Source organism: Pseudomonas sp. m6p (assembly GCF_055760375.1).
This window is the reverse complement of record NZ_CM147084.1, coordinates 4,307,298-4,332,105: the sequence shown is the minus strand read 5'-3', so window position 1 is coordinate 4,332,105 and position 24,808 is coordinate 4,307,298. Positions and strand designations below refer to the sequence as shown.

Below are 24,808 nucleotides of genomic sequence, written 5' to 3'. Positions count from 1 at the left end.
TTGCTGTTATTTGGCGCCGTGCTCGCGCCCGCGCAGCAGGTTGTTCGGCATCGCAATCGCCGCCGCCAGCCCCAGCAGCGACACCGCCGTACTCACCCACAGCAAATGGCGGAACGTCACCGAAAGCTCGGCACGCAAGGCGTTCTGCGCATCGCCCGGTGCGGCGTTCAAACCGTCGAGCAGCACGTTGCCCGAATGCCCTTCGCTGAGCAGCGAGTTGCTCGCCAGATGGGCAAAACTCGAATCCTGCAACAACGCCAGCAACAGCGCCGACATCAAGGCCACCCCCACCGCACCGCCCAGCGAGCGGAACAGGTTGGTGGTGCTGGTGGCGACGCCGATGTCGCGCTGTTCCACCGAGTTCTGTGTACCCACCAATGAAGTCGGGAACTGCATGCCGCCGGCAATCCCGCTGAGCAGCATGAACAGGCTGCTGATCAGCGTCGCATCCGGTGGGCTGAAGGCCATGCCGAGAATTGAAATCGGCATCAGGATCGCACCCGTCAGAATCTGAGGTTTGTAACGACCGGTCACCGAGGTGCGGCGTCCGGCGAAATAGGCGCCTATCGGCAGGCCCATCGCCAGCGGCAGCAAGTGCAACGCCGCCGCATCGGCACCGGCGCCAGTGACGCTCTGAAAGCGCAGCGGCATCAGCACGATCAGCGAGATCGCCTGAAAACTGGTGAAGAAAATCGTGCACCAGCACAGCAACGCGTTGCGGTTGGCGAACAGATGCATCGGCAGCAGCGGTTCACGAGCCCGGCGTTCATGCCAGACGAACACCGCCAGCACCAGCACCGCACAGGCGAACAAGCCAAGCACTTCGCTGCTGCGCCACGAATGGCCTTGACCGACCTGAGTGATGGCCAGCAGCAACGCGGTCAAACCGATGATCATCAGCAGCGTGCCGAGGTAGTCGATGATCGGTTTGCGCTGCGGAATCGGCAGCCCGCGCAGATTGCGATTGGCCACCCACCAGGCGCCCAGCCCCAGTGGCAGGTTGATCAGAAATACCCAGCGCCACGACAAGTATTCAGTCATGTAGCCGCCGAGCACCGGCCCGGCGACGCTGGCCACCGCATACATGCTGCTGAAGTAACCCTGATAGCGCCCGCGTTCGCGGGGCGGGACGATGTCGCCGATGATCGCCTGACTGACCGAGATCATTCCGCCGGCGCCGATGCCCTGGAGAATCCGCGCCAGCACCAGTTGTTCCATGCTTTGCGCCATGCCGCAAAACAGCGAGGCGAGGGTGAACAGGCCCATGCCGAACAGCATCAGTTTGCGCCGTCCGTACAAATCGCCGAGCTTGCCGTAGATCGGCACGGCCACGGTCATCGCCACCATGTACCCGGAAATCACCCAGGCCAGCAGGCTGACGTCCTTGAACTGTGCGGAGATGGCGGGCATCGAGACGGCGACGATGGTCTGGTCCAATGCCCCGAGAAAGATCGCCAGCATCAGCGCGACCAGCACGCTGCGAATGGCCGGTTTGGGTGTTTCAGGCTGGTGAAGATTGGTCACGGGCGGAACCTGCGGGCAGTGAGAATCCCGCAGGCCATCGGGCGAGCGGGGATGCTCGCCAGTGTAAGTCGGTAGGAAGCTATTCGATAGCCTCATAAGGAAGCCCGACGTAATTTTCTGCAATGGTTTTCCGACCCGCTTCTGAACTGACGAAATAGTCCAGTTCCGCGGCGCTGATCCGTTGGCTGAAAGCATCATGCTCGTCGAAGCGGTGCAGCATCGAGGTCATCCACCAGGAAAACCGTTCGGCTTTCCAGACCCGGCGCAGGCAGATTTCCGAGTATTTCTCCAACAGATCTGTGCGGCCTTCGCGATAAACCTTCAGCAGAATATTGAACAGCGTGCTCACGTCACTTGCTGCCAGATTCAGACCCTTGGCCCCGGTGGGCGGCACAATGTGCGCGGCATCGCCGAGCAGAAACATCCGCCCATACTGCATCGGCTCAACGACAAAGCTGCGCAGCGGCGCGATGCTTTTTTCAATCGACGGGCCGGTGACCAGTTTTTCGGCAAGCGCGGCGGGCAGACGGGTTTTCAGCTCAGCCCAAAAGCGCTCATCGGACCAGTCGGCAACGTTCTCCTCGGCCGGCACTTGCAGGTAATAACGGGTACGGGTGGCCGAACGCATGCTGCACAGGGCGAAGCCGCGTTCGTGACGGGCGTAGACCAGTTCTTCGTGCACCGGCGGAGTGTCGGCGAGAATTCCCAGCCAGCCGAACGGGTAGACCCGTTCGAAAATCTTCAGGCAGTCTTCGGGAATCGACTGCCGGGCCACGCCATGAAAGCCATCGCAACCGGCGATGTAATCGCAATCGACGCGCCAGGTTTCGCCGTCCTTTTCGAAGGTGACAAAGGCCTCGTCGCTTTTCATGCCGTGAGGAACGACATGGCTCACTTCATAAAACGACAGTGCGCCAGCCTCCCGACGAGCGGCCATCAGGTCGCGCGTGACTTCGGTCTGACCGTAAACCATGACGGTTTTGCCGCCGGTCAAAGCCTGCAGATCGATGTGTGCCAGACGCCCATCCAGGGCCAGATCGAAGCCGGAGTGCACCAGCCCTTCGGCATCCATGCGCGCGCCTACGCCGGCCTGGCGCAACAGCTCTACCATGCCTTGTTCGAGCACGCCGGCGCGAATCCGCCCGAGTACGTAATCGGGCGTCTGGCGTTCAAGAGTCAGGGTGTCGATGCCGGCGTTGTGCAGCAACTGACCGAGGAGCAATCCGGAGGGACCGGCGCCAATGATGGCGACTTGGGTTTTCAGCGTTTTCATTGTTTTTATGACTCGCAAGCTTCACGCGACGTGAGTCGGTGAATGATTTTTATGGATCGAGTGCTTGCATTTTTCCCTTGCGGGTCTGTCAATTGAAGGTGAAAACTGAGCCGATACCTGTACATTCTGCCAATCGGTGCGATTATCGCCCGCAAACCTCGAGGCCTGGATTGAAGTGATGAACAAGCCTGACCTGCCTTCGATTCCGGTGTTCAAGCTCTACGGTGAAAGCCTGGACTGGCCGACCCCTGACTTGCTGCACTGTGAAACCATTTCCAAACGCAGCCGCGAACATCAATGGGAAATCAAACCCCACCGCCATGCCGATTTGTGCCAGTTACTCTTCGTTTTCAAAGGTCAGGCAGAGCTTGAAATCGAAGGTCAACGCACGCAGCTCAACGAACCCGCCATTCAAGTCCTGCCCCCGTTGTCGGTGCATGGCTTTCGTTTTTCCGAGGACGTCGAAGGTTTCGTCGTTACCCTCGCCAATCCGTTGATCAACCACCTGCAGGCGCAACTGGGCAATTCGGTGCATGCCCTGGCGCAGGCCGAGCACTATCCGGCGGGCAAGGATGCGCAGTACCTGCACAGTCTGTTTTCAGCATTGCAGGCCGAATACAACGGCCATCAACCCGCGCGGGAAATGCTCATGCATTCGCTGGTCAGCGTGATCATGGTCTGGGTCAGCCGTCAGGCGATCGTGCGCCATAACGCCAGTCAGCGGCCACAACGCCAGCGCGAATACCTCAACGGTTTCATTCAATTGGTCGAGGAGACATACCGCCAGCATGTGAAGGTCGAAGACCTGGCGCATCGCCTGGGGATTTCGGTGTCGCACCTCAACGGCACGTGTCGGGAACTGGCAGGGCAGCCAGCCCTGCAGATCATGCACGAACGCCAGTTACTGGAAGCCAAACGTTTGCTGACGTACACCAGCATGACCATTTACGAGATGTCGGAATTGTTGGGATTTTCCGATCCGACCAACTTCACGCGCCTGTTCCGGCGCAGGGTGGGGATTTCGCCAAAGGCGTTTCGCGACCGGCTGAAGGCCGAGCAGTAAATCTGTTGCCACCACAAATCCCTGTGGGAGCGAGCCTGCTCGCGAAGACGGTTCTTCATTCAGCATCGTTGTTGGCTGACACACCGCTTTCGCGAGCAGGCTCGCTCCCACAGGATCGCATTCCAGCTCCGGCCAATCAGCGCAATGCGTTCAGCGTCGCATTGTGCGGAATGCAGCGCTCGAAATTGCAGCTCGCATAATCGCGGGGCAGTTGTCGCAGTTGCTCGACCCGCCAGGCCGCCGTGCCGTATAGCGCCAGCGTGGCGGCGCAGGTGATGAAGATCGCGAAGTACCTTCTTGTTCTGATGTTCATGGCGTAGACCTCTGAACGCATACCCTGCGGTATTACTTTCAGCATAGAACAAGATCAAAAGATCGCAGCCTGCGGCAGCTCCTACATTTGGAATGCATTTCCTCTGTAGGAGCTGCCGCAGGCTGCGATCTTTTGCTTTTCTACAACCCCACATCCCACTCTGGATGCTCGGGAAACCGTTGCACCAGAAAATCCAGCATGCTGCGCAGCGCCGCCGGCATGTGCTTGCGCGAGGCGTACACCGCGTAGATGTTCATCTGCCGTGGCTCGGCATTCGGCAGCAGGCGCACCAGTTCTCCGGCATGCACATGCACCCCGGCCTGATAGGTCGGCAGCATCGCCACGCCCGCACCGGCCAGGGTCGCGCGCAGCAACGTGCTGGCCTCGTTGGCGCTGATGTTGCCTTGCACCGGCACCGACACCGGTTCGCCGTCCTCTTCGAAATGCCACAGGCTCTTGCCGAAATACGAATGCGTCAGACAGTTGTGCCGGCTCAGGTCCTCGACCCGCTGCGGCGGCGGGTTGTCGCGCAAGTAGGCGGGCGCGGCGCAGACCACCGAACGGCACACCGTCAGGCGGCGGGCGATCAGGTTCGGGTCCAGGTCATTGCTGGTGCGGATCGCCAGATCAATGCGTTGATCCACCAGGTTCACCGTGCGGTCGAGCATTTGCAGATCGATGCTGACCCCGGGGTAGCGCTTGACGTACGCCGCCATCGCATCGGCCAGTTGTGCCTGGCCAAACGAGGTGCTGACACTGATGCGCAGCAGTCCGCGCGGCGCATCGTGGGGTTCGCTGACAGCGGCCTGCATATCGATTGAGAGTTCGAGCATCTGTCGGCAGCGCGGCAGGATTTCGCTGCCGGCGGCGGTCAGGCTCAATTTGCGCGTGGTGCGGTGCATCAGACGCGCGCCGACCCAGTCTTCCAGCTCCGCCAGATAGCGCGACACCACCGGCCGTGACAGGTCCAGATGATCGGCGGCTGCCGACTGGCTGCCCAGATCAACCACCGTGACAAACACGCGCATTGCTTGAAGACGATCCATGATTTGCCCGCTTTCAGAAACAAACTATGTTCAAGCATCGCATTTTTTGTACCGAGTCAGGCAACTAAGCTCTGTCCCATCGCCAAATACGGCATTCGGACCACGGAGCAACAGATGATCGGCTTCACTACCCTCAAGCGCGTTTTGCTGGCCACCGCCACCCTCGGTTTCGCGGCCCACGCCGCTGCCGCCAACCTGACTCTGGACGTTTACAACCCGGGCACCAACGCGATCTTCCCGGTGACCTCGGTGCTGGTCAGCGGCGAGAAAGACGCGATCCTGGTTGACGCGCAATTCGGCAAGGCCCAGGCCGAGCAGGTGGTGGAAAAGATCCGCGCCAGCGGCAAGCACCTGACCACCATTTACATCAGCCACGGTGACCCGGATTACTACTTCGGCCTCGACACCCTGACCCAGGCCTTCCCCGACGCGAAGGTACTGGCCTCGCAGCCGACCGTAGATCACATCAACAAAACCGTCGCCGGCAAACTCGCCTTCTGGGGCCCGAAAATGGGTAACGACGTACCGGCCAAAACCATCGTGCCGGGCGTGCTCAAGGGCGATAGCCTGATGCTCGAAGGGCAGAAGTTGCAGGTGGTCGGCCTTGAAGGCAAACAACCGGATCGCAGCTTCGTGTGGATTCCGTCGCTCAAGGCTGTGGTCGGTGGCGTGGTAGTCGCCGAGAACATTCATGTGTGGATGGCTGATACCCAGACTGCGCAATCCCATGCCGACTGGCTGCAAACCCTGCATTCGATTGAAACCCTGAAGCCGAAAACCGTGGTGCCCGGTCACTACCTGGGCGAGAGCAGCCGCTCGCTGGCCAGCGTGAAATTCACCGCCGACTACATTAAGGCTTTCGACGAAGAAACCGCCAAGGCCAAGGATTCCGCCGCACTGATCAAGGCCATGCAAAAGCGCTACCCGACACTCGGCGAAGAAAGCTCGCTGGAGCTGAGCGCCAAAGTCGCCAAGGGCGAAATGCAGTGGTAAGCCGATTCTGAAAACGCAGCACTCTCAAGCCAACTGGAGAATGTCATGAGCAAGATCGCAATCATTGGTGCCACCGGTCGTGCCGGTAGCCAACTGCTGGAAGAAGCCCTGCGTCGTGGCCATAGTGTCACCGCCATCGCCCGCGACACCTCGAAGATCGGCACACGTGCCGGTGTGGTCAGCAAGAATGTCGATGTGCTGGATTCGGCAGCGCTGCAAGCCGCCGTCGCCGGTCACGACGTGGTGATCAGCGCTGCGCATTTCGCCACGGTACCGGCCAGTGCAGTGGTTGGCCCGGTGAAGCAGGCGGGCGTGAAACGTCTGCTGGTGGTCGGTGGTGCCGGTTCGCTGCTGCTGCCGGACGACACCCGAGTGATCGACAGCGCCGGTTTCCCCGCTGAGTACAAAACCGAGGCCAGCGCTGGCGCGGCGTTTCTTGATGCCTTGCGTCAGGAGAAGGAACTGGACTGGACCTTCCTCTCGCCATCGGCCGAGTTTGTCGAAGGTGAGCGCACCGGCAGCTTCCGCGTCGGCAAGGATCACTTGCTGGTGAGTGCCGAAGGTCGCAGCTGGATCACCTTCGCCGACTACGCGATTGCGTTGATTGACGAAGTGGAAACGCCGAAGCATTCGCGTCAGCGGTTCACCGTCGGCTACTGACCTGCAAACGCCCCCTGTAGGAGCTGCCGCAGGCTGCGATCTTTTGATCTTGTTTTTTAAAATCAAAGTCAAAAGATCGCAGCCTGCGGCAGCTCCTACAGGGGAATGGTGTTTCAGCGGGTATGGGCTTGTTCCACCAGCCAGATCATCAGTTCTTCCAGCTGCGGCGACGCCCCTGCACCCTGCGGCATCACCACGTAGTAACCCAGCCCCGTTTTCACCTTCAGCTCAAACGGCATCACCAGCCGCCCGGCGTGCAGGTCATCGCCGATCAGCGACCAGTCGCCAATCGCCACCCCCGTCCCGTGGGACGCCATCGACATCGCCTGATCCAGCGTCTCGAAATGCTGCCCCATGTTGACGTTGCTCAACTGCAATTCGGCAGCGGTCAGCCACACCGTCCAGTCCTGCGTGTCGCGGGTCGGATGCAGCAGCAGATGCTGTTGCAGGTCGGCCGGTTCGCTCAGCGCCGGTGGGCCTTTCAATAATGCTGGCGAGCAGACCGGTGTCAGCTGTTCATCAAACAGATGCAGCGCGGTCGAGGAGTTGTCCGGCGGCGTGCCGTAGATCACCGCCGCATCGAATTGCTCACGCTGAAAGTCGACGCCATGGGCCAGTGTGGTGGTCAGTTTGACCGGCACGTCCGGGCGTTCCTTTTGCCATTGCAGCAGGCGCGGCACCAGCCAGCGCATCACGCAGCTGGGCGCCTTGAGTTGCAGGGTTTGCCGCTTGCGCCCGATCTGCTCGGTGGCCTGGCTGATCAAACCGAAGATCTTTTCCACCCGTGGCAGCCATTCGCGTCCTTCGGCGGTCAGTTCCAGGCCTCGGGCCAGACGGATGAACAACTCATACCCCAGATGAGCTTCCAGCCCGGCAATCTGCCGGCTCACCGCGCCCTGAGTGATGTGCAACTGCTCGGCCGCCCGGGTGAAGTTGCAGCACTGCGCAGTGATCAGAAACGTGTGCAGGGCGGGCAGGGGAGGCAGTCGTTTCATGTGGATCCAAGGTATGACGTGAGGACATGGCTAGTATGACTTTTAATCGATTGTTGCCGCTACCTGCCGCCCGTTCAATGAGCTCATTCCACCCGGATCGATGTGGGAGCGAGCTTGCTCGCGAATACGGTTTTCCATTCAGCATCAATGTGGCTGATACACCGCTTTCGCGAGCAAGCTCGCTCCCACACTGGCACGGCGTATTGAACAACAAGAAGGGCAATCGACATGGCGACGTGTGGCGAAGTACTGGTCAAGTTACTCGAGGATTACGGGGTCGAGCAGGTGTTCGGCATTCCCGGGGTGCACACCGTGGAGCTGTATCGCGGGCTGGCCCGTTCGAGCATCAACCATGTCACCCCACGGCATGAACAGGGCGCCGGTTTCATGGCCGACGGCTACGCGCGCACCAGCGGCAAACCGGGGGTGTGCTTCATCATCACCGGCCCGGGCATGACCAACATCACCACCGCGATGGGCCAGGCTTACGCCGACTCGATCCCGATGCTGGTGATCTCCAGCGTGCAGACCCGCAGCCAGTTGGGCGGCGGTCGCGGCAAGCTCCACGAGTTGCCGAACCAGAGCGCGCTGGTCGGCGGCGTCGCGGCGTTCTCCCACACTTTGATGTCGGCGGCAGAATTGCCGGCCGTGCTGGCCCGTGCTTTCGCACTGTTTCAGGCCGGGCGTCCGCGTCCGGTGCACATCGAGATTCCGCTGGACGTGCTGGTGGAAGAGGCTGATGAACTGCTCGCCAGCGTTCCGGTGAATATTGACCGCGCCGGGGCTGCACCGGCTGCCGTACGGCGCATGAGCGAGTTGCTGGCCGGCGCTCGGCGTCCGCTGATTCTCGCCGGTGGCGGGGCCATCGATGCCGCCGCCGAACTCACCGAACTGGCCGAGTTGCTCGACGCCCCGGTGGCGCTGACCATTAATGGCAAAGGCATGCTGCCGACCAGCCATCCGCTGCTGATCGGCTCGACGCAAAGCCTGGTCGCGACGCGCGCGCTGGTGGCCGATGCCGACGTGGTGCTGGCAATCGGCACCGAACTGGCCGAAACCGATTACGACGTGACCTTCGCCGGCGGCTTCGAGATTCCCGGCAAGTTGCTGCGCATCGACATCGACGCCGATCAGACCGTGCGCAACTATCCGCCGCACGTGGCCTTGGTCGCCGACTCGCGCAACGCTGCGCAAGCGCTGCTCGGTGCGCTGTCGCAGCAGGCGCTGGCCGAGCGGCGCAACGATTGGGGCCAGGTGCGGGCAGCGCGTCTGCGCGATGAGCTGGCCGCGACCTGGGATGCACCAATACTGGCTCAGACGCGCTTCCTCGAAACCGTCCTGCACGAGTTGCCGGACGCGGTGTTCGTCGGCGACTCCACGCAACCGGTGTACACCGGCAACCTCACCTTCAACCCGGAGCGACCACGGCGCTGGTTCAACTCGTCCACCGGTTACGGCACCCTCGGTTACGCCCTGCCGGCGGCGATTGGCGCGTGGCTTGGCGGCAGCGTCGAGGGCGGCGCTCGTCCGCCGGTGGTCTGCCTGATCGGCGATGGCGGCTTGCAGTTCACCCTGCCGGAACTGGCCAGCGCGGTTGAAGCGCGCACGCCAGTTATCGTGCTGCTGTGGAATAACCAGGGTTACGAAGAGATCAAGAAATACATGGTCAACCGCGCCATCGAGCCGGTCGGCGTCGATATCTACACCCCGGATTTCATCGGCGTCGCCAAGGCCCTGGGCTGCGCCGCTGAAGCGATCAGCTCGGTTGAGCAATTGCGTGGCGCGCTGCGTGCGGCGACTGACCGCCAAGGCCCGACCGTGATCGAAATCGACCAGACCCAATGGATGCAGGCGGTGGCCCAATGATCAACTTCCCAACCACCCTCGATGGTCTGTACATCAATGGTCAATGGTCGGCCGGGCGTGAGCACCTGCGGGTGATCAACCCGGCCACCGAAGCACTGCTGACCACGGTCAATGGCGGCGATGAACGCGCGGTTGATCTGGCCGTCAGCGCCGCCACTGCAGCGTTCAAGCACTGGTCGAAAACCAGCGGTGCCGAACGCGGCGCGATCCTGCGCAACATTGCCAACGGTGTGCGCAACGGGCGTGACCACTTGATGAAGTTGCAGTCGAGCAACAACGGCAAGCCACAGTTCGAAGCGGCCATCGACGTCGATGATGTGATCGCCACCTTCGAGTATTACGCCGGTTTGGCCGAAGGCCTCGACGCACAACTCGACAGCAACGTGGCGCTGCCCAGCGACGATTTCAGTGCGCGTCTGCGCCGTGAACCGTGCGGTGTGGTCGGGCTGATCGTGCCGTGGAATTTTCCGATGGTCACCACTGCGTGGAAGCTCGCACCGGCCTTGGCCGCCGGTTGCTGTGTGGTGCTCAAACCGTCGGAAGTCACGCCGCTGCCGGAGCTGGAACTGGCGGCGATCATCGCTGAATCCGGTCTGCCCGACGGCGTGTTCAACCTGGTCTGCGGCACCGGTCTGGCGGTGGGGGCGCCGCTGTCGGCGGATCCGCGCATCGCCAAGATTTCCTTCACCGGCAGCAACGCTGTCGGCGTGCAGGTGATGCAGCGCGCCGCCGAAACGGTGAAGGGCGTGAGCCTGGAACTGGGGGGCAAATCTTCGCTGCTGGTGCTCGAAGATGCCGATCTGGAACTGGCCGTGGAACTGGCTTGCGGCGGCGGTTTCTTCAATGCCGGGCAGATGTGCTCGGCCACCAGTCGTGTGCTGGTCGCCGATGAGCTGGCCGATGAGTTTCTTGAGCGTCTGCAAAAACGCGCGCAAGCGATTCGCGTGGCCGACCCGTTCGACCCGGACGTGGAGATGGGCGCACTGGTCAATCAGGCGCAATACCAGCGTGTGCTCGGCCACATCGACCGTGGTTTGAGCGCCGGGGCGAAGCTGGTGTGCGGCGGCAATCGTCCGGCGCATCTGCCGCGCGGCTATTTTTTGCAGCCGACAGTGTTCACCGACGTGCCCCTCGACAGTGCGTTGTGGTGTGAAGAGATTTTCGGCCCGGTGCTCTGTGTGCGCAGTTTCAGCAGCGAAGCCGAGGCGATTGCCTTGGCCAACGACAGCCAGTTCGGGCTGGTCGCCAGTGTGGTGACGCGTAACGCCGAGACTGCCGACCGCGTCGCCAACGCCCTGCAGGCGGGGCTTGTATGGCTCAACGCGCCGCAAGTGATCTTCCCGCAGACGGCGTGGGGCGGCTACAAGCAGAGCAGCATCGGCCGTGAATTGGGGCCGTGGGGCCTGGCTGCGTTTCAGGAAATCAAACACGTGATCCGGGCGCTCTGAGCGCCCGAAAAAGGTGAGCGCATGCCTCGCAACGAGGCATGCGTCGGTGTCATGGCTTCGATGAGTTTTTATCGATAGTCAGGTGTATTGCACGACCTCAGGATGAACCCGTCGGCTGCGCTGCAGGCCTTTGAATACAAGGCCTGCAGCGGATCCGGCCGCGCGGATGCAACGGTTGCGACCAACCTCATACTTAAAAGAACAAAGGGAGTCCTTCATGGGCGAGCATGATCTGAACAGGCGTCAATTCATTAAAACCGTCGGCGTCGCCTCGGTAGCAGCGGCGGCCCTGAGCATGCCCTTCATCCGGGCCAGCGCCAGCGACACACGGTTTGCCGGCAAGACCTTGCGTTTGCTGACCTGGTCGGATGACACCGGCCTCGCCGCACTGCGCAACATCGCCGCCACGTTCGAGGCCAAGACCGGCGCCAAGGTCATTGCCGACCGCACCGGCAGCACCTCGGAAATGGTCGCCAAACTCAAGGCCGGCGGTGATCGTCCGCAGTACGACATCATCACCCTGGCCGGGGTCGGCGCCGAAGGTCTGGCCGCCGCCGGACTGCTGGAAAAACCCGACCTCAACCGCATTCCCAACCTGATCGACGTACCGGAAAAATACCGCACTGGCGCCAACGGGCACGGCATCGGTTACCTGCTGTGGTGCAACAGTCTGGTCTACAGCACCCGCACCCTCAAGCAGGCTCCGGACAGTTACGCCGCGCTGTGGGATGCCGATCTGGCGCCGAACATTTTCCTGCCGCCGCCGAACTGGACCGAGGCCATGGACCTGATCATCATCGCCGCGAAACTCGCCGGTGGTGATGAACACAACATCGAGCCGGGCTTCAAGAAACTCGCCGAGCTCAAGGATCGCGTGGTCACCCTCGGCGAGAACCCGAACCAGATCGCCGAGCTGTTCCGCACCGGGTCGTTGGACATGGGTGGGCTGTACGCCCCGGCATTCTTCCCCAAGCAGATCCGCGATCCGAACTACGGCCTCGGTGCCACGTTTGGCATGAAGGAAGGTTTCTACACTGACCTGATGCTCTCGGTGATGCCGAAGAACCGTCCGGGCGACACCGACCTGGCCTACGCCTTCATCGACCACTCTCTCGATCCGCTGGTGCAGGGCAAGATGGCCGAAGACATCTTCAACGGCCCGGTCAACGCCAAGGCGATCATCTCCGCCGAAGCGCGCAAGAGCCCGTACATCCTCACCCCGGAGCAGATTGCCGAGAAGGCGATCATGCACGACAACGCCTTCCTGGCGACCGTGCATGACCAATGGATTCGTCGTTATACGGAAATCTTTTCTTCCTGACCCTAACACCTCCTGTAGGAGCTGCCGAAGGCTGCGATCTTTTGCCTTTGATCTTCTTTGCGCAGATGAGGATCAACAGCAAGATCAAAAGATCGCAGCCTTCGGCAGCTCCTACAGGGATGTGTTGTTCGGCTTTCCATTGACGAGATCATTGCTATGGAACATCAATCCCTGACCCAACCGGTCGACGCAGGTGACGTGCGCCCGGCGCGCAGTATTTCGCCGACCGCCCGGGCGTGGTTTTTCCTCACGCCGTCGATGCTGTTTCTCGGTGTGCTGATCGCCGCCAGTCTGCTGGTGCTGCGCATGAGCGTCGGCACTAAAGGCGCGGAATGGAGCGGGTTCAGCCTCGCCAGCTACGCGCAATTGCTTGAACCCTATTATTTGAAATCCCTGCTGCTGACCCTGCGTCTGGCGCTGATCAGCGCGGTGATCGCGGTGCTGCTGGCGATCCCGGTGGCGTACACCATGTCGCGGCTGACCTCGCCGTTCGTGCGGCGGATTTTTCTCGCGGCGGTGCTGTTGCCGCTGCTGGTCAACCTGCTGTTGCAAAGCTACGGCTGGCTGGTGATTCTCGGCCCGGGCGGCATGCTCAACCAGACGCTGATGGGCCTGGGCCTGATCAAGCGCCCGATCATGTTGCTGTACAACCAGAACGGTGTGCTCATGGGCTTGGTGCAGACCGCGTTTCCATTGGCCGTGCTGCCGATTGCCAGCGCCATGCGCGGTGTTGCGCGCACCTACGAAGAGGCCGCCGCTACCTTGGGAGCCAGTCGTTTTCAGGTGTTCCGTCAGGTGGTGTTGCCGATGAGTCTGCCGGGGATCATCACCGGGGCGACGCTGGTGTTCGCCTACAACGCCAGCAGTTTTGTCGTGCCGTTGCTGCTCGGTGGTCGCCGTGTGCCGATGCTCGCGGTGATGGTGCATGACCAGATCGCGCCGCTGATGAACTGGCCCGCCGCATCGGCGGCCGGGGTGGTGCTGATCGTCACCACGCTGGCGATCATGACTTTGTCTGAATACATCACCGGCCGTCGTCGGCGCCTGCTGGAGGCTTCGCAATGAGTACCCTGACCAACAAGCGCATGGCGCTGCTGCACGGCGACACCGGCAAGTTCGCCGGGATCCTCTCCGGGGTCATTCTGCTGCTGGCGGTGTTGCCGATCCTGACCATGATCGTCATGTCGTTCAGCGGTGCGTCGAACCTCGACTTCCCGCCGAGCAGCTACAGCCTGCAATGGTACAAGGCGGCCTGGCACACCCTCGTTTCGCCGGACGCCAGCGACGTGCTGAGCCTCGGCCAGGCCATGGCCACCAGCTTGCTGGTGTCGTGCCTGACCATGGTTTTCGCCACGCTGATCGCGGTGCCTGCCGCCTATGCGCTGACCCGTTGCGAGTTCCGTGGCAAGGCCGTGGCGCTGCAACTGATGTCGTTGCCGCTGGTGTTTCCGATGGTGGTGTTGGGACTGGCGTTGCTGCTGGTGTTCGACAGCCTGCCGTTCCACCTGACCACCTCGCGGCTGGTGATTGCCCACGTGATTCTGGCGCTGCCGTTCGTGGTGAAAAACTGCACCGCCGCGATGCTCTCGATCGGCAGCGAAGTCGAAGAGGCGGCACGTATGCTCGGCGCCTCACCGCTGCGGGCGATTGTCGATGTGGTGGTGCCGTTGATGAAGTCGGGGATTCTGGCGGGGATGCTGCTGGCGTTCATCGTCTCGTTCAACGAATTCACCGTGACCTATTTCCTCTACACCATCGACGTCATGACCGTGCCGATCTGGATGTACAGCCGCACCGTGTCATCGCTCGACCCTACCGTGTTCTCGTTTGCCGTGCTGATCGTGCTGATCGACTTCGTCCTGATCTGGGCGCTGGAGAAGCTGGTGGGCGAGGGCGGCGTTTCCTTTTGATTTGAGGTGCAACATGACTGGTCTGATTCTGGAAAACGTCGAGAAATTCTACGGCTCGGCTTGCGCGGTACAGGACGTCAATCTGAATTTGCCGGAAGGCCAACTGGTGTGTTTTCTCGGCCCGTCGGGCTGCGGCAAAACCACCTTGCTGCGGATGATCGCCGGGCTGGAAACCCTCACCGGCGGTGAGATTCGCCTCGACGGCGAGGACATCGGTCACACCCCGGCGCACCTGCGCAACTTCGGCATGGTGTTCCAGTCGCTGGCGCTGTTCCCGCACATGACCGTTGGCGAGAACATCGCCTATCCGCTGAAACTGCGCGGCGTGAGCAAGGTCGAGCAGCAGACGCGGGTGGTGGAGTTGCTGGAGCTGATCCAGTTGCAAGCGATGATCGACCGGCCGGTGGCGAAACTCTCCGGCGGGCAACGACAGCGGGTGGCGATTGCCCGGGCCATCGCCTCGCGGCCGAAAATCCTCCTGCTCGACGAACCGCTGTCGGCGCTGGACGCCAAGTTGCGCGAGTCGATGCAGGTGGAAATCCGCCAGTTGCAGCAGCGCTTGAACATCACCACGATCATGGTCACCCACGACCAGCGCGAAGCCATGACCATGGCCGACATCGTCGTGGTGCTCGGCGAGCACAAGGTGCAGCAGGTGGGCACGCCGATCGAAATCTATCGGCATCCGGCCAACGAGTTCGTTGCCGACTTCATCGGTTCGGGCAACATTTTTCCGGCCACGGCGCTGGGTGACGGCAAGGTCAGTTTGCCGGGCGGTGATGCGCTGCAAGTGCCGATCTGCAGCAGCATCGAGGCGGGGCAGAAGGTGAAGATGCTGATTCGTCCGGAGGATCTGCAACTGTCCGCGCCACAAGCCACGGCGGGCAATCGCTTGCTCGGCAAGGTGACGTTTGTGCGTGATATTGGCGCGACCATCGAGACCACGGTGGAGTGTTCCGGGGTGACGTTCACCGCGTTGAGTACGCCGTGTCAGGGGATCGGATTGGGGATCGGGCATCCGGTGTCGGTGACGTTGCCGAGCGAGGCGTGTCGGGTACTCGGTGCCTGATTCTGGATTGAGGTTGTCTTGACTGGCCCCATCGCTGGCAAGCCAGCTCCCACAGGTTTTTCGGCTGTGCACACATTCTGTGTTCAGCACAAAACTCTGTGGGAGCTGGCTTGCCAGCGATGGCGTCAGTCGATACAACACAACACCTTGATCAGACCGACTGCCGCAACCGCGCCAGATCCCTTAACGGCGGCGCACCAAACAAGCGGCTGTACTCACGGCTGAATTGCGACGGGCTTTCATAGCCCACGCGATAGCCCGCCGCCGACGCTTCCAGCCCTTCGGCCAGCATCAGGCGTCGCGCCTCTTGCAGGCGCAATTGCTTCTGATACTGCAGCGGACTCATCGCCGTCATCGCTTTGAAACGGTGATGCAAGGTCGAGACGCTGAGGTTCACTTCTTTCGCCAGATCATCAATGCGCAGCGGTTGTTCGAAGTTGCCGTTGAGCCATTTGATCGCCTGGCTGATGCGATGGCTCTGACTGTTGGCAATCGCGATTTCATACAAACGGTGGCCCTGCGGACTGCGCAGCAGGCGATAGAGGATCTCCCGGCGAATCAGTGGCGCGAGCATGGCGATGTCTTTCGGCGCATCCAGCAGTCGCGCCAGACGCAACACCGCGTCGAGCATCGCGCTGTCGATCTTCTCCACATACAGGCCGCGCCCGGTCGGCCGGGTCGGCACGCCCATGGGGCCGGCGTCGGCGATCAGTGCGGTGATTTCCGCCGGGTCGATGTCCAGGCGCACGGCGAGGATCGGATCCTCCGGCGAGACATTCACCACCCGCCCGCTCAGCGGCATCGAGACCGAGACCACCAGGTAATTCAGCGGGTCGTAATTGAAGAACTCATCGGCCAGCCGTACCTCTTTGCGACCCTGGGCCATGATGCACAGCGCTGGTTGCGCGAGCACCGGGGCGAAGTCATGGGATTTTGTGTGGCGCGACATGAACAGTGAGCCGATGGCGGTCTGGTAACTGCCGTCGTCGGTGGTGTTGCGGCGGATGATCGCCGCGAGTTCTGCGCGCTGTTTTTCCATGTCGGCATCGGGCGGAGACTGGAAACGATCGAATGACGTCATGCGCGGCATCCTCTGCTAAGACGGTGGAATGGGGCAGAGCCTATATTTGTGCAAGCGCCAGCGGTAGACACATCCTGTCAAATGCTTGCCTGATTCTGCATCGGCTGCTTTTGCGTGCCGGCCATCGCCCGGTCATCGCCTCCTTATTGCTTGGAGCAAAGACCCCTGTAGGAGCTGCCGAAGGCTGCGATCTTTTGATTTTAAAAACAAAGGTCAAAAGATCGCAGCCTTCGGCAGCTCCTACACAAAAGCGTTGTGACAGCGGTGTGACAGGTTTCTACCCGTCGACATCGGGCGTTTGTGCAGTCTCGCAGGATTGTGCAACGCAGCGGCAGGAATCGACTAACGGCGCCTTGCGCGCGGCCCTTAACCTTGGATCCTGTCGCAGCCCGTCCCCCGGCTGCCACGCGACTCCCTGGGAGGGTTGAACATGTCCAAGCAGATTCCCGTCAGTCATATGGCCTTCGTTCGAGCGCGCGCCGGCCGCTCCGCCGAACTGGGTGTGCGCCTCAGTGCCTTGATCGAACCGTCACGCAACGCCCCCGGTTGCCTGAACTTCGCCTTGCAGCAGTCGCAATGCGATCCGGAGCTGTGGCTGGTCTCCGGTTTCTGGAGCCATCAACAGGCAATGACTGCGTATTTCAACAGCCCGTCGATGCAGATTTTTGCCGAGCTGGTCCAGGACCTGGTGGTCAACAGCCTGGATTTCCACACCTTCAAAGAGGTGTCGGCGGCGCAGGCGCTCGGACAATGCCCGGCACCGATACACAAACTCGCCGGTTGAGGGTTTAATGTCCGGCTTATTGGTCTGAGCCAGGATGTGTGCCATGGCACGTAAAGAGTTTGAACACTTCGAAGCAGTCTCCGCAGTCGTCCCCGTCGAGTTGGGCGGCAACAAGGGTTATCACGCGGCAATCGCGGTCAAGGCCCTGGTCGATGGCGGTGCGCCACGCTTTCACAAACTGCTGGGTGACCAGGTGTTCCCCGGCGCCATCGCTGCCGATGAGGCTGCCATCAATGAGCTGGATCGCCTCAAGGGTGTCACTGATGACGCCGAGTTGATCTGGTAGTTATTTGACCGCCCCCGGGCGCCACATCTTGAACAGGGCTTCAGGCCCCAATTGGAAATAATCCGCCGGCCCGCCGCCGCGCAGAATCGGTTCTGCCGCGGCGGTGTCGTAGATCCCGTCCTTCAACAGCCACTTGGCGATATGCACGGCAACCACTTCGCCGAGAATCAGCCAGCTCGGCACGGTTTCGCCATCGGCGCGCTGCAGCTGAATGATCTGCGTGACCTTGCACTCGAAGGACACCGGACTTTCGGCGACCCGTGGCACGGCAATCACCTTCGACGCTACGGGCGTCAGTCCGGCCAGTTCAAACTCGTTGACCTGCGGCGCGACCATCGCGCAGCTCTGGTTCATCTGCTCCGCCAGCGGCCGGGTGGCGAGGTTCCAGGCGAACTCGCCGGTCTGCTCGATGTTATTCAGGCTGTCTTTGCGCCCGACGCTGGAAAAACCAATGATCGGCGGAATGTAGTTGAACGCGTTGAAGAAGCTGTAAGGCGCCAGGTTCAACTGCCCATTGGCATCCTGCGAAGAAATCCAGCCGATGGGGCGCGGGCCGACGATGGCGTTGAACGGATCGTGGGGCAGGCCGTGGCCGTGAGCGGGTTCGTAGAAGTGGATGTCATCGGACATGGACGGGGTTCCTCAAAAGGGCAATCTGAAAGACGCCATAGTGTAAGAGCGCACCGCGTATTTCCAGTCGAACGCTGATCCCACTGTAGGAGCTGGAAGGCTGCGATCTTTTGATCTTGATCTTAAAAACAAAATCAAAAGATCGCAGCCTTCGGCAGCTCCTACAGGAGATTTGTATGGATTTCAGAAATTGTGCTGCCCCAGAAATGACTAAGCCCGGCCTAAGCCGGGCTGTGAATGGACTGCTGAAACTTAGCTGATGGCTGCAGCGGTCCCGGTTTTATCGAAGCCGTCAGCCGCGATGGCGTTGGCAGTACCGGTCTTGTCGAAACCATCGGCGGCCACGGTTTTGCCGATGTTGGTTTTATCGAAACCGTCAGCGGCGTAGGTGCCCGAGTGGCTGGTTTCGATGGCGGCGCTGGCGCCGGAAATGAAGTCGGCCGATTTGGTTTTGTCCGAACCATCGGCAGCGAAAGTGTTGGCGGCCAATACGGACAGGGTCAGGGCGAGGATCAGTTTGGTTTTCATGTCAGTTACTCCAGATGCGTTGGCGATGTGTCTTGCTTGGATCTAATGCTACGCCAACTAAATTGATTAAAAAGCGCAAATAAATGCTAAAAACAATCGATTAACTTGATATTAATGGCGACGCATTCAATTCGCTTTCGTCGTTAGAGCGAGCGCCGCGCAGGTCATCGATCAGGTAGGTGCAGGATGCGGGAGATGCATTAACCGCTAATTAATGGCCTCCTTCGGGCTGTGTGACAGATTTTTCATACATTCCCGACCGGTTTTTCACCGGTGCAACGCCAGTCTGCCCACGGCCAGAAAACCAAGAACCGGCCGTCTCACTCTGGAGCTTTGCTTGCGATGAATAAACTGCCTCAAATCACCCTGGCGTTCTGGGTTATGAAAATCTGCGCGACGACCCTGGGGGAAACCGCGGGGGATTTGCTGTCGATGACCCTCAACGTCGGTTACGCCCTCAGCTCGCTGATCCTGATCAGCGTGTTCGTGCTGACCCTGATCACCCAGTTGATGGCCAAGACCTACAAGCCGCTGCTGTACTGGATCGTGATTCTGTCGACCAGCACCGCCGGCACCACCATGTCCGACTTCATGGACCGCACCCTTGAACTGGGCTACGCCACCGGATCGATGATCCTGATTGCGATTCTGCTGGCGATCTTCGCGGCCTGGCGCCTGAGCGGCGATTCGCTGAACGTCAGCAAGGTGCAAACCTTCCGCGGCGAGATGTTCTATTGGATGGCGATTCTGTTTTCCAACACCCTGGGGACCGCGCTCGGCGACTACCTGGCCGATGATTCGGGCCTGGGTTTTGCCGGTGGCGCGCTGCTGATCGGCTCGACCATTGCCGTGGTGGTTGCGCTCAAATACTTCACCAGGATTTCGACCGTGGTCTTGTTCTGGGTGGCGTTCGTGCTGACCCGGCCGTTCGGTGCGACCTTGGGCGACCTGATGACCAAATCCCATGAAAAGGGTGGCCTGGACTTCGGCACCATCGGCTCGTCGGCGGTGCTGGCAGGGATTCTGCTGGTGATGATTGTCGGCGCGTCGTATGCGCAGAAGCGTTATGGCAAGCCGCCGGTTGCCGAGTTGACTTGATACCGAGTCGCCCCAATCGCTGGCAAGCCAGCTCCCACAATGATCGGTGATGTTCACCAAATCTGTGTGCACCACCTGAACCTGTGGGAGCTGGCTTGCCAGCGATGAGGCCACCACAGCCACCATTGCAGTGGCTGTGAAAACCCGATCAGTCCGTCACGATCCGCGAATGTTTCTGCGTGTCTTTCATGGTGATGTACACCAGCAGCGACACCGCGATGCACGCGGTCACGTACCAGTAGTAACCGGTTTCCATGCCGATGCTCTTGAACCACAGTGCGATGTATTCGGCGGTACCGCCGAAGATCGACACGGTCAGTGCGTACGGCAGGCCGACGCCCAGCGCGCGGATTTCGGTCGGGAACAGCTCGGCCTTCACCACGGCGTTGATCGAGGTGTAGCCGCTGACGATGATCAGTGCGGCCATGATCAGGAAGAACGCGCCCCACCAGGTCTGGATGGTGTGCAGGGTCATCAGGATCGGCACGGTGAAGATCGTCCCGAGCACACCGAAAGCGATCAGGATCGGACGCCGGCCGATTTTATCGGACAGGCCACCGATGATCGGTTGCAGGCACATGAACAGGAACAGCGTGGCCGCGGAAATGGTGGTGGAGTCGGAGATGCTCATGCCGACGGTATTCACCAGGTATTTCTGCATGTAAGTGGTGTAGGTGTAGAACGCCAGCGTACCGCCCATGGTCAGGCCGACCACGGTGAGCAGCTCTTTCGGATGGCGCAGCAAGGTGCGCATGGCGCTTTCCTTGGACTTCTCTTTCTTGGTGAACGACTCGGTCTCTTCCATGCCGCGACGCAGGTACAGCGCAACGATCGCGCACAACGCGCCGATGGCGAACGGAATACGCCAGCCCCACGCGTACAGCTGTTCGGTGGTCAGCAGGTTCTGCAGCACGATCAACACACCCAGCGCGATGAGCTGGCCAGAGATCAGGGTCACGTACTGGAAGCTGGAGAAGAAACCGCGACGTTCCTTGGTCGCCATCTCCGACAGGTAGGTGGCCGAGGTGCCGTATTCGCCGCCCACCGACAGGCCCTGCAGCAAACGGGCAAACACCAGCAGGATCGGCGCGCCGATGCCGATGGTTTCGTAGTTCGGGCTGAGGGCGATCAGCAAGGAGCCGAAGCACATCAGGTAGACCGAGGCCATCAAGGCTTTCTTGCGACCGACCTTGTCGGCGTAGAGGCCCATCAGCCAGCCACCGATCGGACGCATCAGGAAGCCCACGGCGAAGATCGCGGCGGTGTTCATCAGTTGCGCGGTGGTGGAACCGGCGGGGAAGAAGGTCTTGGCGAAGTACAGCGAGAAAGCGGCGTAGACGTACCAGTCGTACCACTCGACCATGTTGCCGACCGAGCCGCTGAAGATCGATTTGATCCGGCTGGCGGTGGTTTTTTCTTTGGCGGGCGCGGCAGCCGACCCAAGGGGCAGGGCGTTGGAGTTATCCATTGAAGGATCCTTCGTTTAATTGTTTTTGTGGAGCGCGTTAAAACGCAGCCTGCCGGGGCTATAGCAGGAGCTGTGCCAACGGCGAGAGGGGCGGTTTAGACGGGGTGGCGGGATTTGATGAGCGGAAATCCGCTTATGGCTGAATTGTGGTGAGCGGAAAATTGCTCATTCAGGCCGGAGGATCATCGTTGGCTGTGCCGGCCCCTTCGCGAGCAGGCTCGCTCCCACAGGGGAAACGCATTTCAATTGTGGGAGCGAGCCTGCTCGCGAAGGGGCCACTAGCGACAATCAATAAATCAGCTGCCCGGCACAAACATCTCCCGACTCAGCCCATGCCGCTGCAGCTTTTCATTGAAGGTGCGGCGCGGCAGCTGCAATTCTTCCAGCACCGCTTTCACATCGCCCTTGTGCCGGGTCAACGCCGCACGCAGGCACTGCGCTTCAAACGCTTCCTGCTGCGCAGCGAGGGATTGGCCGGGGTCGATGCCCTGCACCGGCTCATCCAGCCCCAGCACCTGCCGCTCGGCAACGTTCGCCAGTTCCCGCACGTTGCCCGGCCAGTCGTGGCTGAGCAGGTGACTCAATTGCGCTCCGGAAAGAGGCGCAAAGGTGCGGCCCAGACGCTGGGCGGCGCTGAAGGCGAAAGATTCGAACAGCAGCGGGATGTCTTCGCGCCGATCACGCAGCGGCGGCAGACGCAGCTCGGCGACGTTCAGGCGATACGCCAGGTCTTCGCGAAAACGTCCGGCCCGGGCCTCATCCAGCAGATCCGGTTTGGTCGCGGCGACAATCCGCAGATCGACACGAATGCTCTGGTTCGACCCGAGGCGCTCCAGCTTCTGTTCCTGCAGCACCCGCAGCAATTTCACTTGCTGGGCCAGCGGCATGCTTTCGATTTCATCGAGAAACAGCGTGCCGCCGTCGGCGTACTCCAGCTTGCCGATGCGCTTGCCGGACGCTCCGGTGAACGCACCACTTTCGTGACCGAACAACTCGGCTTCGAACAACTGCTCGGGAATCGCCGCGCAGTTCAGCGCCACGAAGGGCTTGTCAGCGCGCGGGCCGAAGTCATGCAGGCAGCGGGCGATCAGTTCCTTGCCGCTGCCGGTTTCGCCACGGATCAGCACGTTGACCGGCAGCGCCGCCAGATCCAGCACCTGGCGGCGCAAGGTCTGCATGCCACGGGACACGCCGAGCAGCGTCGCGTCGAGGCGGGCGCGGTGGTCGGCCTGCGCGTGCAGGGCGCGGTTTTCCAGGACCAGCCGACGCTTGTCGAGCGCGCGGCGCAGGCTGCCAAGCAGGGTGTCCGGGCTGAACGGCTTTTCGAGGAAGTCGTAGGCGCCGTCACGCATGGCTTCGACCGCCATCGGCACATCGCCGTGGCCGGTCAGCAGAATCAGCGGCAGATCGGCATCACGTTTCTGCACTTCGGCCAGCAACTGCAGACCACTGAGACCGGGCATGCGCACATCGCTGAGGATCACCCCGGGAAAGTGCGCCGGCAGGGCCGCGAGGCAATCTTCGGCGCGGCTGAACAGCTGCACCTCGAACCCCGAAAGACTCAGCCATTGCTCCACGGCGTTGCGAATGCTGCTTTCGTCATCGACCACCATCACTGAATTGAGCATCAGAGGTGTGCCTCCAGATCGATCGGCAGGGTCAGGGCAAACATCGCGCCGGCTTCGCCATTTTCCGCGCTCAGACGCCCACCGGATTCGTGCACGATAGCGAAGGATACCGCCAGCCCCAACCCCAGACCGTCGCCGACCGGTTTGGTGGTGAAGAACGGGTCGAACACCTGATTCAGGTGTTCTTCGGCAATCCCGCCGCCATTGTCGATCACACTCAGGCGCCACAGCTGCTCGTCGGCTTCCAGGCGGATTTCCAGACGCTTGCACAGTTTGCCTTGCATCGCATCGAGGGCGTTGCGCAGCAGGTTGATCAGCACCTGTTCGAGGCGGATCGCATCGCCGCGTACCCACGCCGGGCGCGTCAGGTGCAGCACCAGGCTGACCTGTTCATCGCGCAGACGGGCGTCGAGCAATTGCAGCGATTGATCGACCACCGTCGCCAGATCCAGGCGTTCGCGCAGGCCGCTGGGGCTTTTGCGGGCGAAGGTTTTCAGATGGCCGGTGAGCGACGCCATGCGCGTGAGCATGTCGTCCACCGGTTTGAGCGCCTTGTAGGCGTCATCGACACGGCGGTGCTCAAGCAGCAGGCGCAGGGTCGCCAGTTGCATGCGTTGCGCGGTCAGCGGTTGATTGATTTCGTGGGCCAGGGCGGCGGACATCTGCCCCAGCGCCGCCAGTTTGGCCGATTGCACCAGACCGTCTTGCGCGGTGCGCAGGTCGCGGGTGCGTTCCTCTACCAATTGTTCGAGTTCTTCGCGGTTGCGCTGGCGGACTTTCGACAGGCGCCAGCGCTGATTGAGGAACAACAGCAAAAACACCAGCGCCAGCCACACACCCGCAGCCGCCAGCCCGGCGTTGCGCAAGTCTTCGAACGCCACCTGCGGGCGGCGCAGCAGGTGCAGGGTCCAGCCTTCGGTGGTCAGCGGCAGCGATTCCCACAAGTAATCCGCTGTTCCGTCCGGGCCTTCGACCCGGCGCAAGTCGCTGTTGTCGTCGAAGTGACGCAGCGACAGATGCGTCAGCGGGACCAGCGACTGTTTGTCGTACTGCCGCGTACGCTTGATCTCGGCCATGTCGCGGCTATCCAGCGGCCGTAACGAGCGATAGCGCCAGCCGGGCTGGTTGGCGATGAAGATGATCCCGCGCGCATCGCTGACCAGCAGCGTGTCACTGCCCTGGCTCCATTCCCGCTCAAGCTCGGGGAACTCCAGCTTGACCACCATCGCCCCGAGGAACTCGGCGTTGTCGCCGAGCACGGCGCTGGACAGAAAATATCCGGGGATGCCGCTGGTTACGCCCACTGCATAAAAGCGCCCGCTGCCCTGAGTGCGGGTCTGGCTGAAGTACGGACGAAAACCGTAGTTGTGGCCGACGTAACTGCTCGGCAGGCGCCAGTTGCTGGCGGCCACCGCGAGGCCAGTGTGATCGAGCAGTTCAAGGGTCGAGGACTGCGCGGCGCCGTTGATTTGCTCCAGCTTCAGATTCAGCGCGTTCTGTTGCTCCGCACCTACCGGCCCGGCCAGTGCGCCGCGCAATTGCGGATCCAGCGCCAGCACGGCGGGCAGAGCGCGGTAGCGGTCGATCAGGGTATGCAGTGAGTTGGCATACAGCGCCAATTGCTGGCTGGCGCGGGTGGCGTCTTCCTCCAGCGCTTGACGCTCGGCGTGGCGGATGGCAAAGGTCGCGGCGATGGCCGCACCGGCAATGATCAGCAGGGTGTACAACGACAAACGCAGGGTACGAGAAGTCGGCAGCATGCTGGACTGATGGATAAGGGGACGGGCGGGCACGATAGCATGGGGCCGGCGATCCTGTTCGCTT

General features: G+C 61.3%; 23 protein-coding genes. 12 read left to right on the top strand and 11 right to left on the bottom strand.

The genetic code is table 11. The annotated features are described in order from the left end of the window. Window positions 1–6 precede the first annotated feature (6 nt). Both ACYZUM_RS19685 and pobA read right to left on the bottom strand, forming a co-directional pair. The gene (locus tag ACYZUM_RS19685) at window positions 7–1,524 is read right to left on the bottom strand and encodes an MDR family MFS transporter (protein ID WP_473061080.1); all 1,518 of its coding nucleotides are present in this window, start codon (window positions 1,522–1,524) and stop codon (window positions 7–9) included. A gap of 79 nt (window positions 1,525–1,603) precedes the next feature. Next, the gene (gene pobA, locus ACYZUM_RS19680; protein ID WP_473061079.1) at window positions 1,604–2,797 is read right to left on the bottom strand and encodes a 4-hydroxybenzoate 3-monooxygenase; all 1,194 of its coding nucleotides are present in this window, start codon (window positions 2,795–2,797) and stop codon (window positions 1,604–1,606) included. A 178-nt stretch (window positions 2,798–2,975) separates the two neighbouring features. Between pobA and ACYZUM_RS19675 the strand changes: the two genes are divergently transcribed. After that, window positions 2,976–3,860, top strand: coding sequence for a helix-turn-helix domain-containing protein (locus tag ACYZUM_RS19675; RefSeq protein ID WP_095668431.1), 885 nt, complete (start codon window positions 2,976–2,978; stop codon window positions 3,858–3,860). Between the two features lie 136 nt (window positions 3,861–3,996). Here ACYZUM_RS19675 and ACYZUM_RS19670 read toward each other — a convergent pair whose 3' ends face one another. Then, a complete protein-coding gene (locus ACYZUM_RS19670) occupies window positions 3,997–4,173 on the bottom strand; it encodes a hypothetical protein (RefSeq protein WP_174376820.1) in 177 nt (58 codons plus the stop codon). A gap of 140 nt (window positions 4,174–4,313) precedes the next feature. Then, complete coding sequence (locus tag ACYZUM_RS19665; protein ID WP_473061078.1) at window positions 4,314–5,219, bottom strand: LysR family transcriptional regulator; 906 nt, start codon at window positions 5,217–5,219, stop codon at window positions 4,314–4,316. A gap of 114 nt (window positions 5,220–5,333) precedes the next feature. Between ACYZUM_RS19665 and ACYZUM_RS19660 the strand changes: the two genes are divergently transcribed. Both ACYZUM_RS19660 and ACYZUM_RS19655 read left to right on the top strand, forming a co-directional pair. Further along, window positions 5,334–6,212 carry an MBL fold metallo-hydrolase gene (locus tag ACYZUM_RS19660; protein WP_473061077.1) on the top strand — a complete coding sequence of 293 codons (879 nt, stop codon included), beginning with the start codon at window positions 5,334–5,336 and terminating at the stop codon, window positions 6,210–6,212. A 45-nt stretch (window positions 6,213–6,257) separates the two neighbouring features. Continuing rightward, window positions 6,258–6,872, top strand: coding sequence for an NAD(P)-dependent oxidoreductase (locus tag ACYZUM_RS19655; protein WP_473061076.1), 615 nt, complete (start codon window positions 6,258–6,260; stop codon window positions 6,870–6,872). 113 nt (window positions 6,873–6,985) lie between these two features. On the opposite strand, the gene ACYZUM_RS19650 is transcribed toward ACYZUM_RS19655, so the two are convergent. After that, a complete protein-coding gene (locus ACYZUM_RS19650) occupies window positions 6,986–7,867 on the bottom strand; it encodes a LysR substrate-binding domain-containing protein (protein ID WP_473061075.1) in 882 nt (293 codons plus the stop codon). Between the two features lie 228 nt (window positions 7,868–8,095). On the opposite strand from ACYZUM_RS19650, the gene ACYZUM_RS19645 reads away from it, so the two are divergent. The 6 genes from ACYZUM_RS19645 (at window position 8,096) to ACYZUM_RS19620 (ending at window position 15,481) form a co-directional block, all read left to right on the top strand. Next, window positions 8,096–9,733, top strand: a complete 1,638-nt coding sequence (locus ACYZUM_RS19645; protein WP_473061074.1) for a 5-guanidino-2-oxopentanoate decarboxylase — start codon at window positions 8,096–8,098, stop codon at window positions 9,731–9,733. Further along, window positions 9,730–11,181, top strand: a complete 1,452-nt coding sequence (locus tag ACYZUM_RS19640) for an aldehyde dehydrogenase family protein (protein WP_473061073.1) — start codon at window positions 9,730–9,732, stop codon at window positions 11,179–11,181. Before ACYZUM_RS19645 ends, ACYZUM_RS19640 begins: the two co-directional genes overlap by 4 nt. Before the next feature lie 217 nt (window positions 11,182–11,398). Then, complete coding sequence (locus ACYZUM_RS19635; RefSeq protein WP_027612490.1) at window positions 11,399–12,502, top strand: ABC transporter substrate-binding protein; 1,104 nt, start codon at window positions 11,399–11,401, stop codon at window positions 12,500–12,502. Window positions 12,503–12,658: 156 nt separating this feature from the next. Continuing rightward, complete coding sequence (locus ACYZUM_RS19630) at window positions 12,659–13,567, top strand: ABC transporter permease (RefSeq protein WP_473061072.1); 909 nt, start codon at window positions 12,659–12,661, stop codon at window positions 13,565–13,567. Continuing rightward, window positions 13,564–14,412: an ABC transporter permease gene (locus tag ACYZUM_RS19625; protein ID WP_473061071.1), complete on the top strand. Its 849-nt coding sequence runs from the start codon at window positions 13,564–13,566 to the stop codon at window positions 14,410–14,412. The genes ACYZUM_RS19630 and ACYZUM_RS19625 overlap by 4 nt, the downstream gene beginning before the upstream one ends. Window positions 14,413–14,425: 13 nt before the next feature. Then, window positions 14,426–15,481, top strand: a complete 1,056-nt coding sequence (locus ACYZUM_RS19620; protein WP_473061070.1) for an ABC transporter ATP-binding protein — start codon at window positions 14,426–14,428, stop codon at window positions 15,479–15,481. 151 nt (window positions 15,482–15,632) lie between these two features. Here ACYZUM_RS19620 and ACYZUM_RS19615 read toward each other — a convergent pair whose 3' ends face one another. Beyond that, window positions 15,633–16,562 carry an AraC family transcriptional regulator gene (locus ACYZUM_RS19615; RefSeq protein ID WP_007965868.1) on the bottom strand — a complete coding sequence of 310 codons (930 nt, stop codon included), beginning with the start codon at window positions 16,560–16,562 and terminating at the stop codon, window positions 15,633–15,635. Between the two features lie 430 nt (window positions 16,563–16,992). Here ACYZUM_RS19615 and ACYZUM_RS19610 point away from each other — a divergent pair, with 430 nt between their 5' ends. Next, on the top strand, window positions 16,993–17,346 hold the full coding sequence (locus ACYZUM_RS19610; RefSeq protein ID WP_473061069.1) for an antibiotic biosynthesis monooxygenase family protein: 354 nt from the start codon (window positions 16,993–16,995) through the stop codon (window positions 17,344–17,346). Between the two features lie 43 nt (window positions 17,347–17,389). Beyond that, a complete protein-coding gene (locus tag ACYZUM_RS19605) occupies window positions 17,390–17,632 on the top strand; it encodes a hypothetical protein (protein WP_007965872.1) in 243 nt (80 codons plus the stop codon). Here ACYZUM_RS19605 and ACYZUM_RS19600 read toward each other — a convergent pair whose 3' ends face one another. Further along, window positions 17,633–18,262: a flavin reductase family protein gene (locus ACYZUM_RS19600; protein WP_041068463.1), complete on the bottom strand. Its 630-nt coding sequence runs from the start codon at window positions 18,260–18,262 to the stop codon at window positions 17,633–17,635. It lies immediately after the preceding gene. Window positions 18,263–18,514: 252 nt separating this feature from the next. Further along, window positions 18,515–18,790 (bottom strand): hypothetical protein, encoded by a 276-nt coding sequence (locus tag ACYZUM_RS19595; protein ID WP_086791830.1) that lies wholly within the window; start codon window positions 18,788–18,790, stop codon window positions 18,515–18,517. Window positions 18,791–19,132: 342 nt separating this feature from the next. Here ACYZUM_RS19595 and ACYZUM_RS19590 point away from each other — a divergent pair, with 342 nt between their 5' ends. Next, on the top strand, window positions 19,133–19,888 hold the full coding sequence (locus ACYZUM_RS19590; protein ID WP_041068467.1) for a COG4705 family protein: 756 nt from the start codon (window positions 19,133–19,135) through the stop codon (window positions 19,886–19,888). 148 nt (window positions 19,889–20,036) lie between these two features. Here the strand turns inward: ACYZUM_RS19590 and ACYZUM_RS19585 are convergent, their stop codons facing one another. The 3 genes from ACYZUM_RS19585 to ACYZUM_RS19575 all read right to left on the bottom strand — a co-directional run bounded on the left by ACYZUM_RS19585 (window position 20,037) and on the right by ACYZUM_RS19575 (window position 24,744). Next, window positions 20,037–21,356: an MFS transporter gene (locus tag ACYZUM_RS19585; protein WP_473061068.1), complete on the bottom strand. Its 1,320-nt coding sequence runs from the start codon at window positions 21,354–21,356 to the stop codon at window positions 20,037–20,039. 296 nt (window positions 21,357–21,652) lie between these two features. Further along, complete coding sequence (locus tag ACYZUM_RS19580) at window positions 21,653–22,984, bottom strand: sigma-54-dependent transcriptional regulator (RefSeq protein WP_473061067.1); 1,332 nt, start codon at window positions 22,982–22,984, stop codon at window positions 21,653–21,655. Then, a complete protein-coding gene (locus ACYZUM_RS19575) occupies window positions 22,984–24,744 on the bottom strand; it encodes an ATP-binding protein (RefSeq protein WP_473061066.1) in 1,761 nt (586 codons plus the stop codon). The genes ACYZUM_RS19580 and ACYZUM_RS19575 overlap by 1 nt, the downstream gene beginning before the upstream one ends. Window positions 24,745–24,808: the final 64 nt, after the last annotated feature.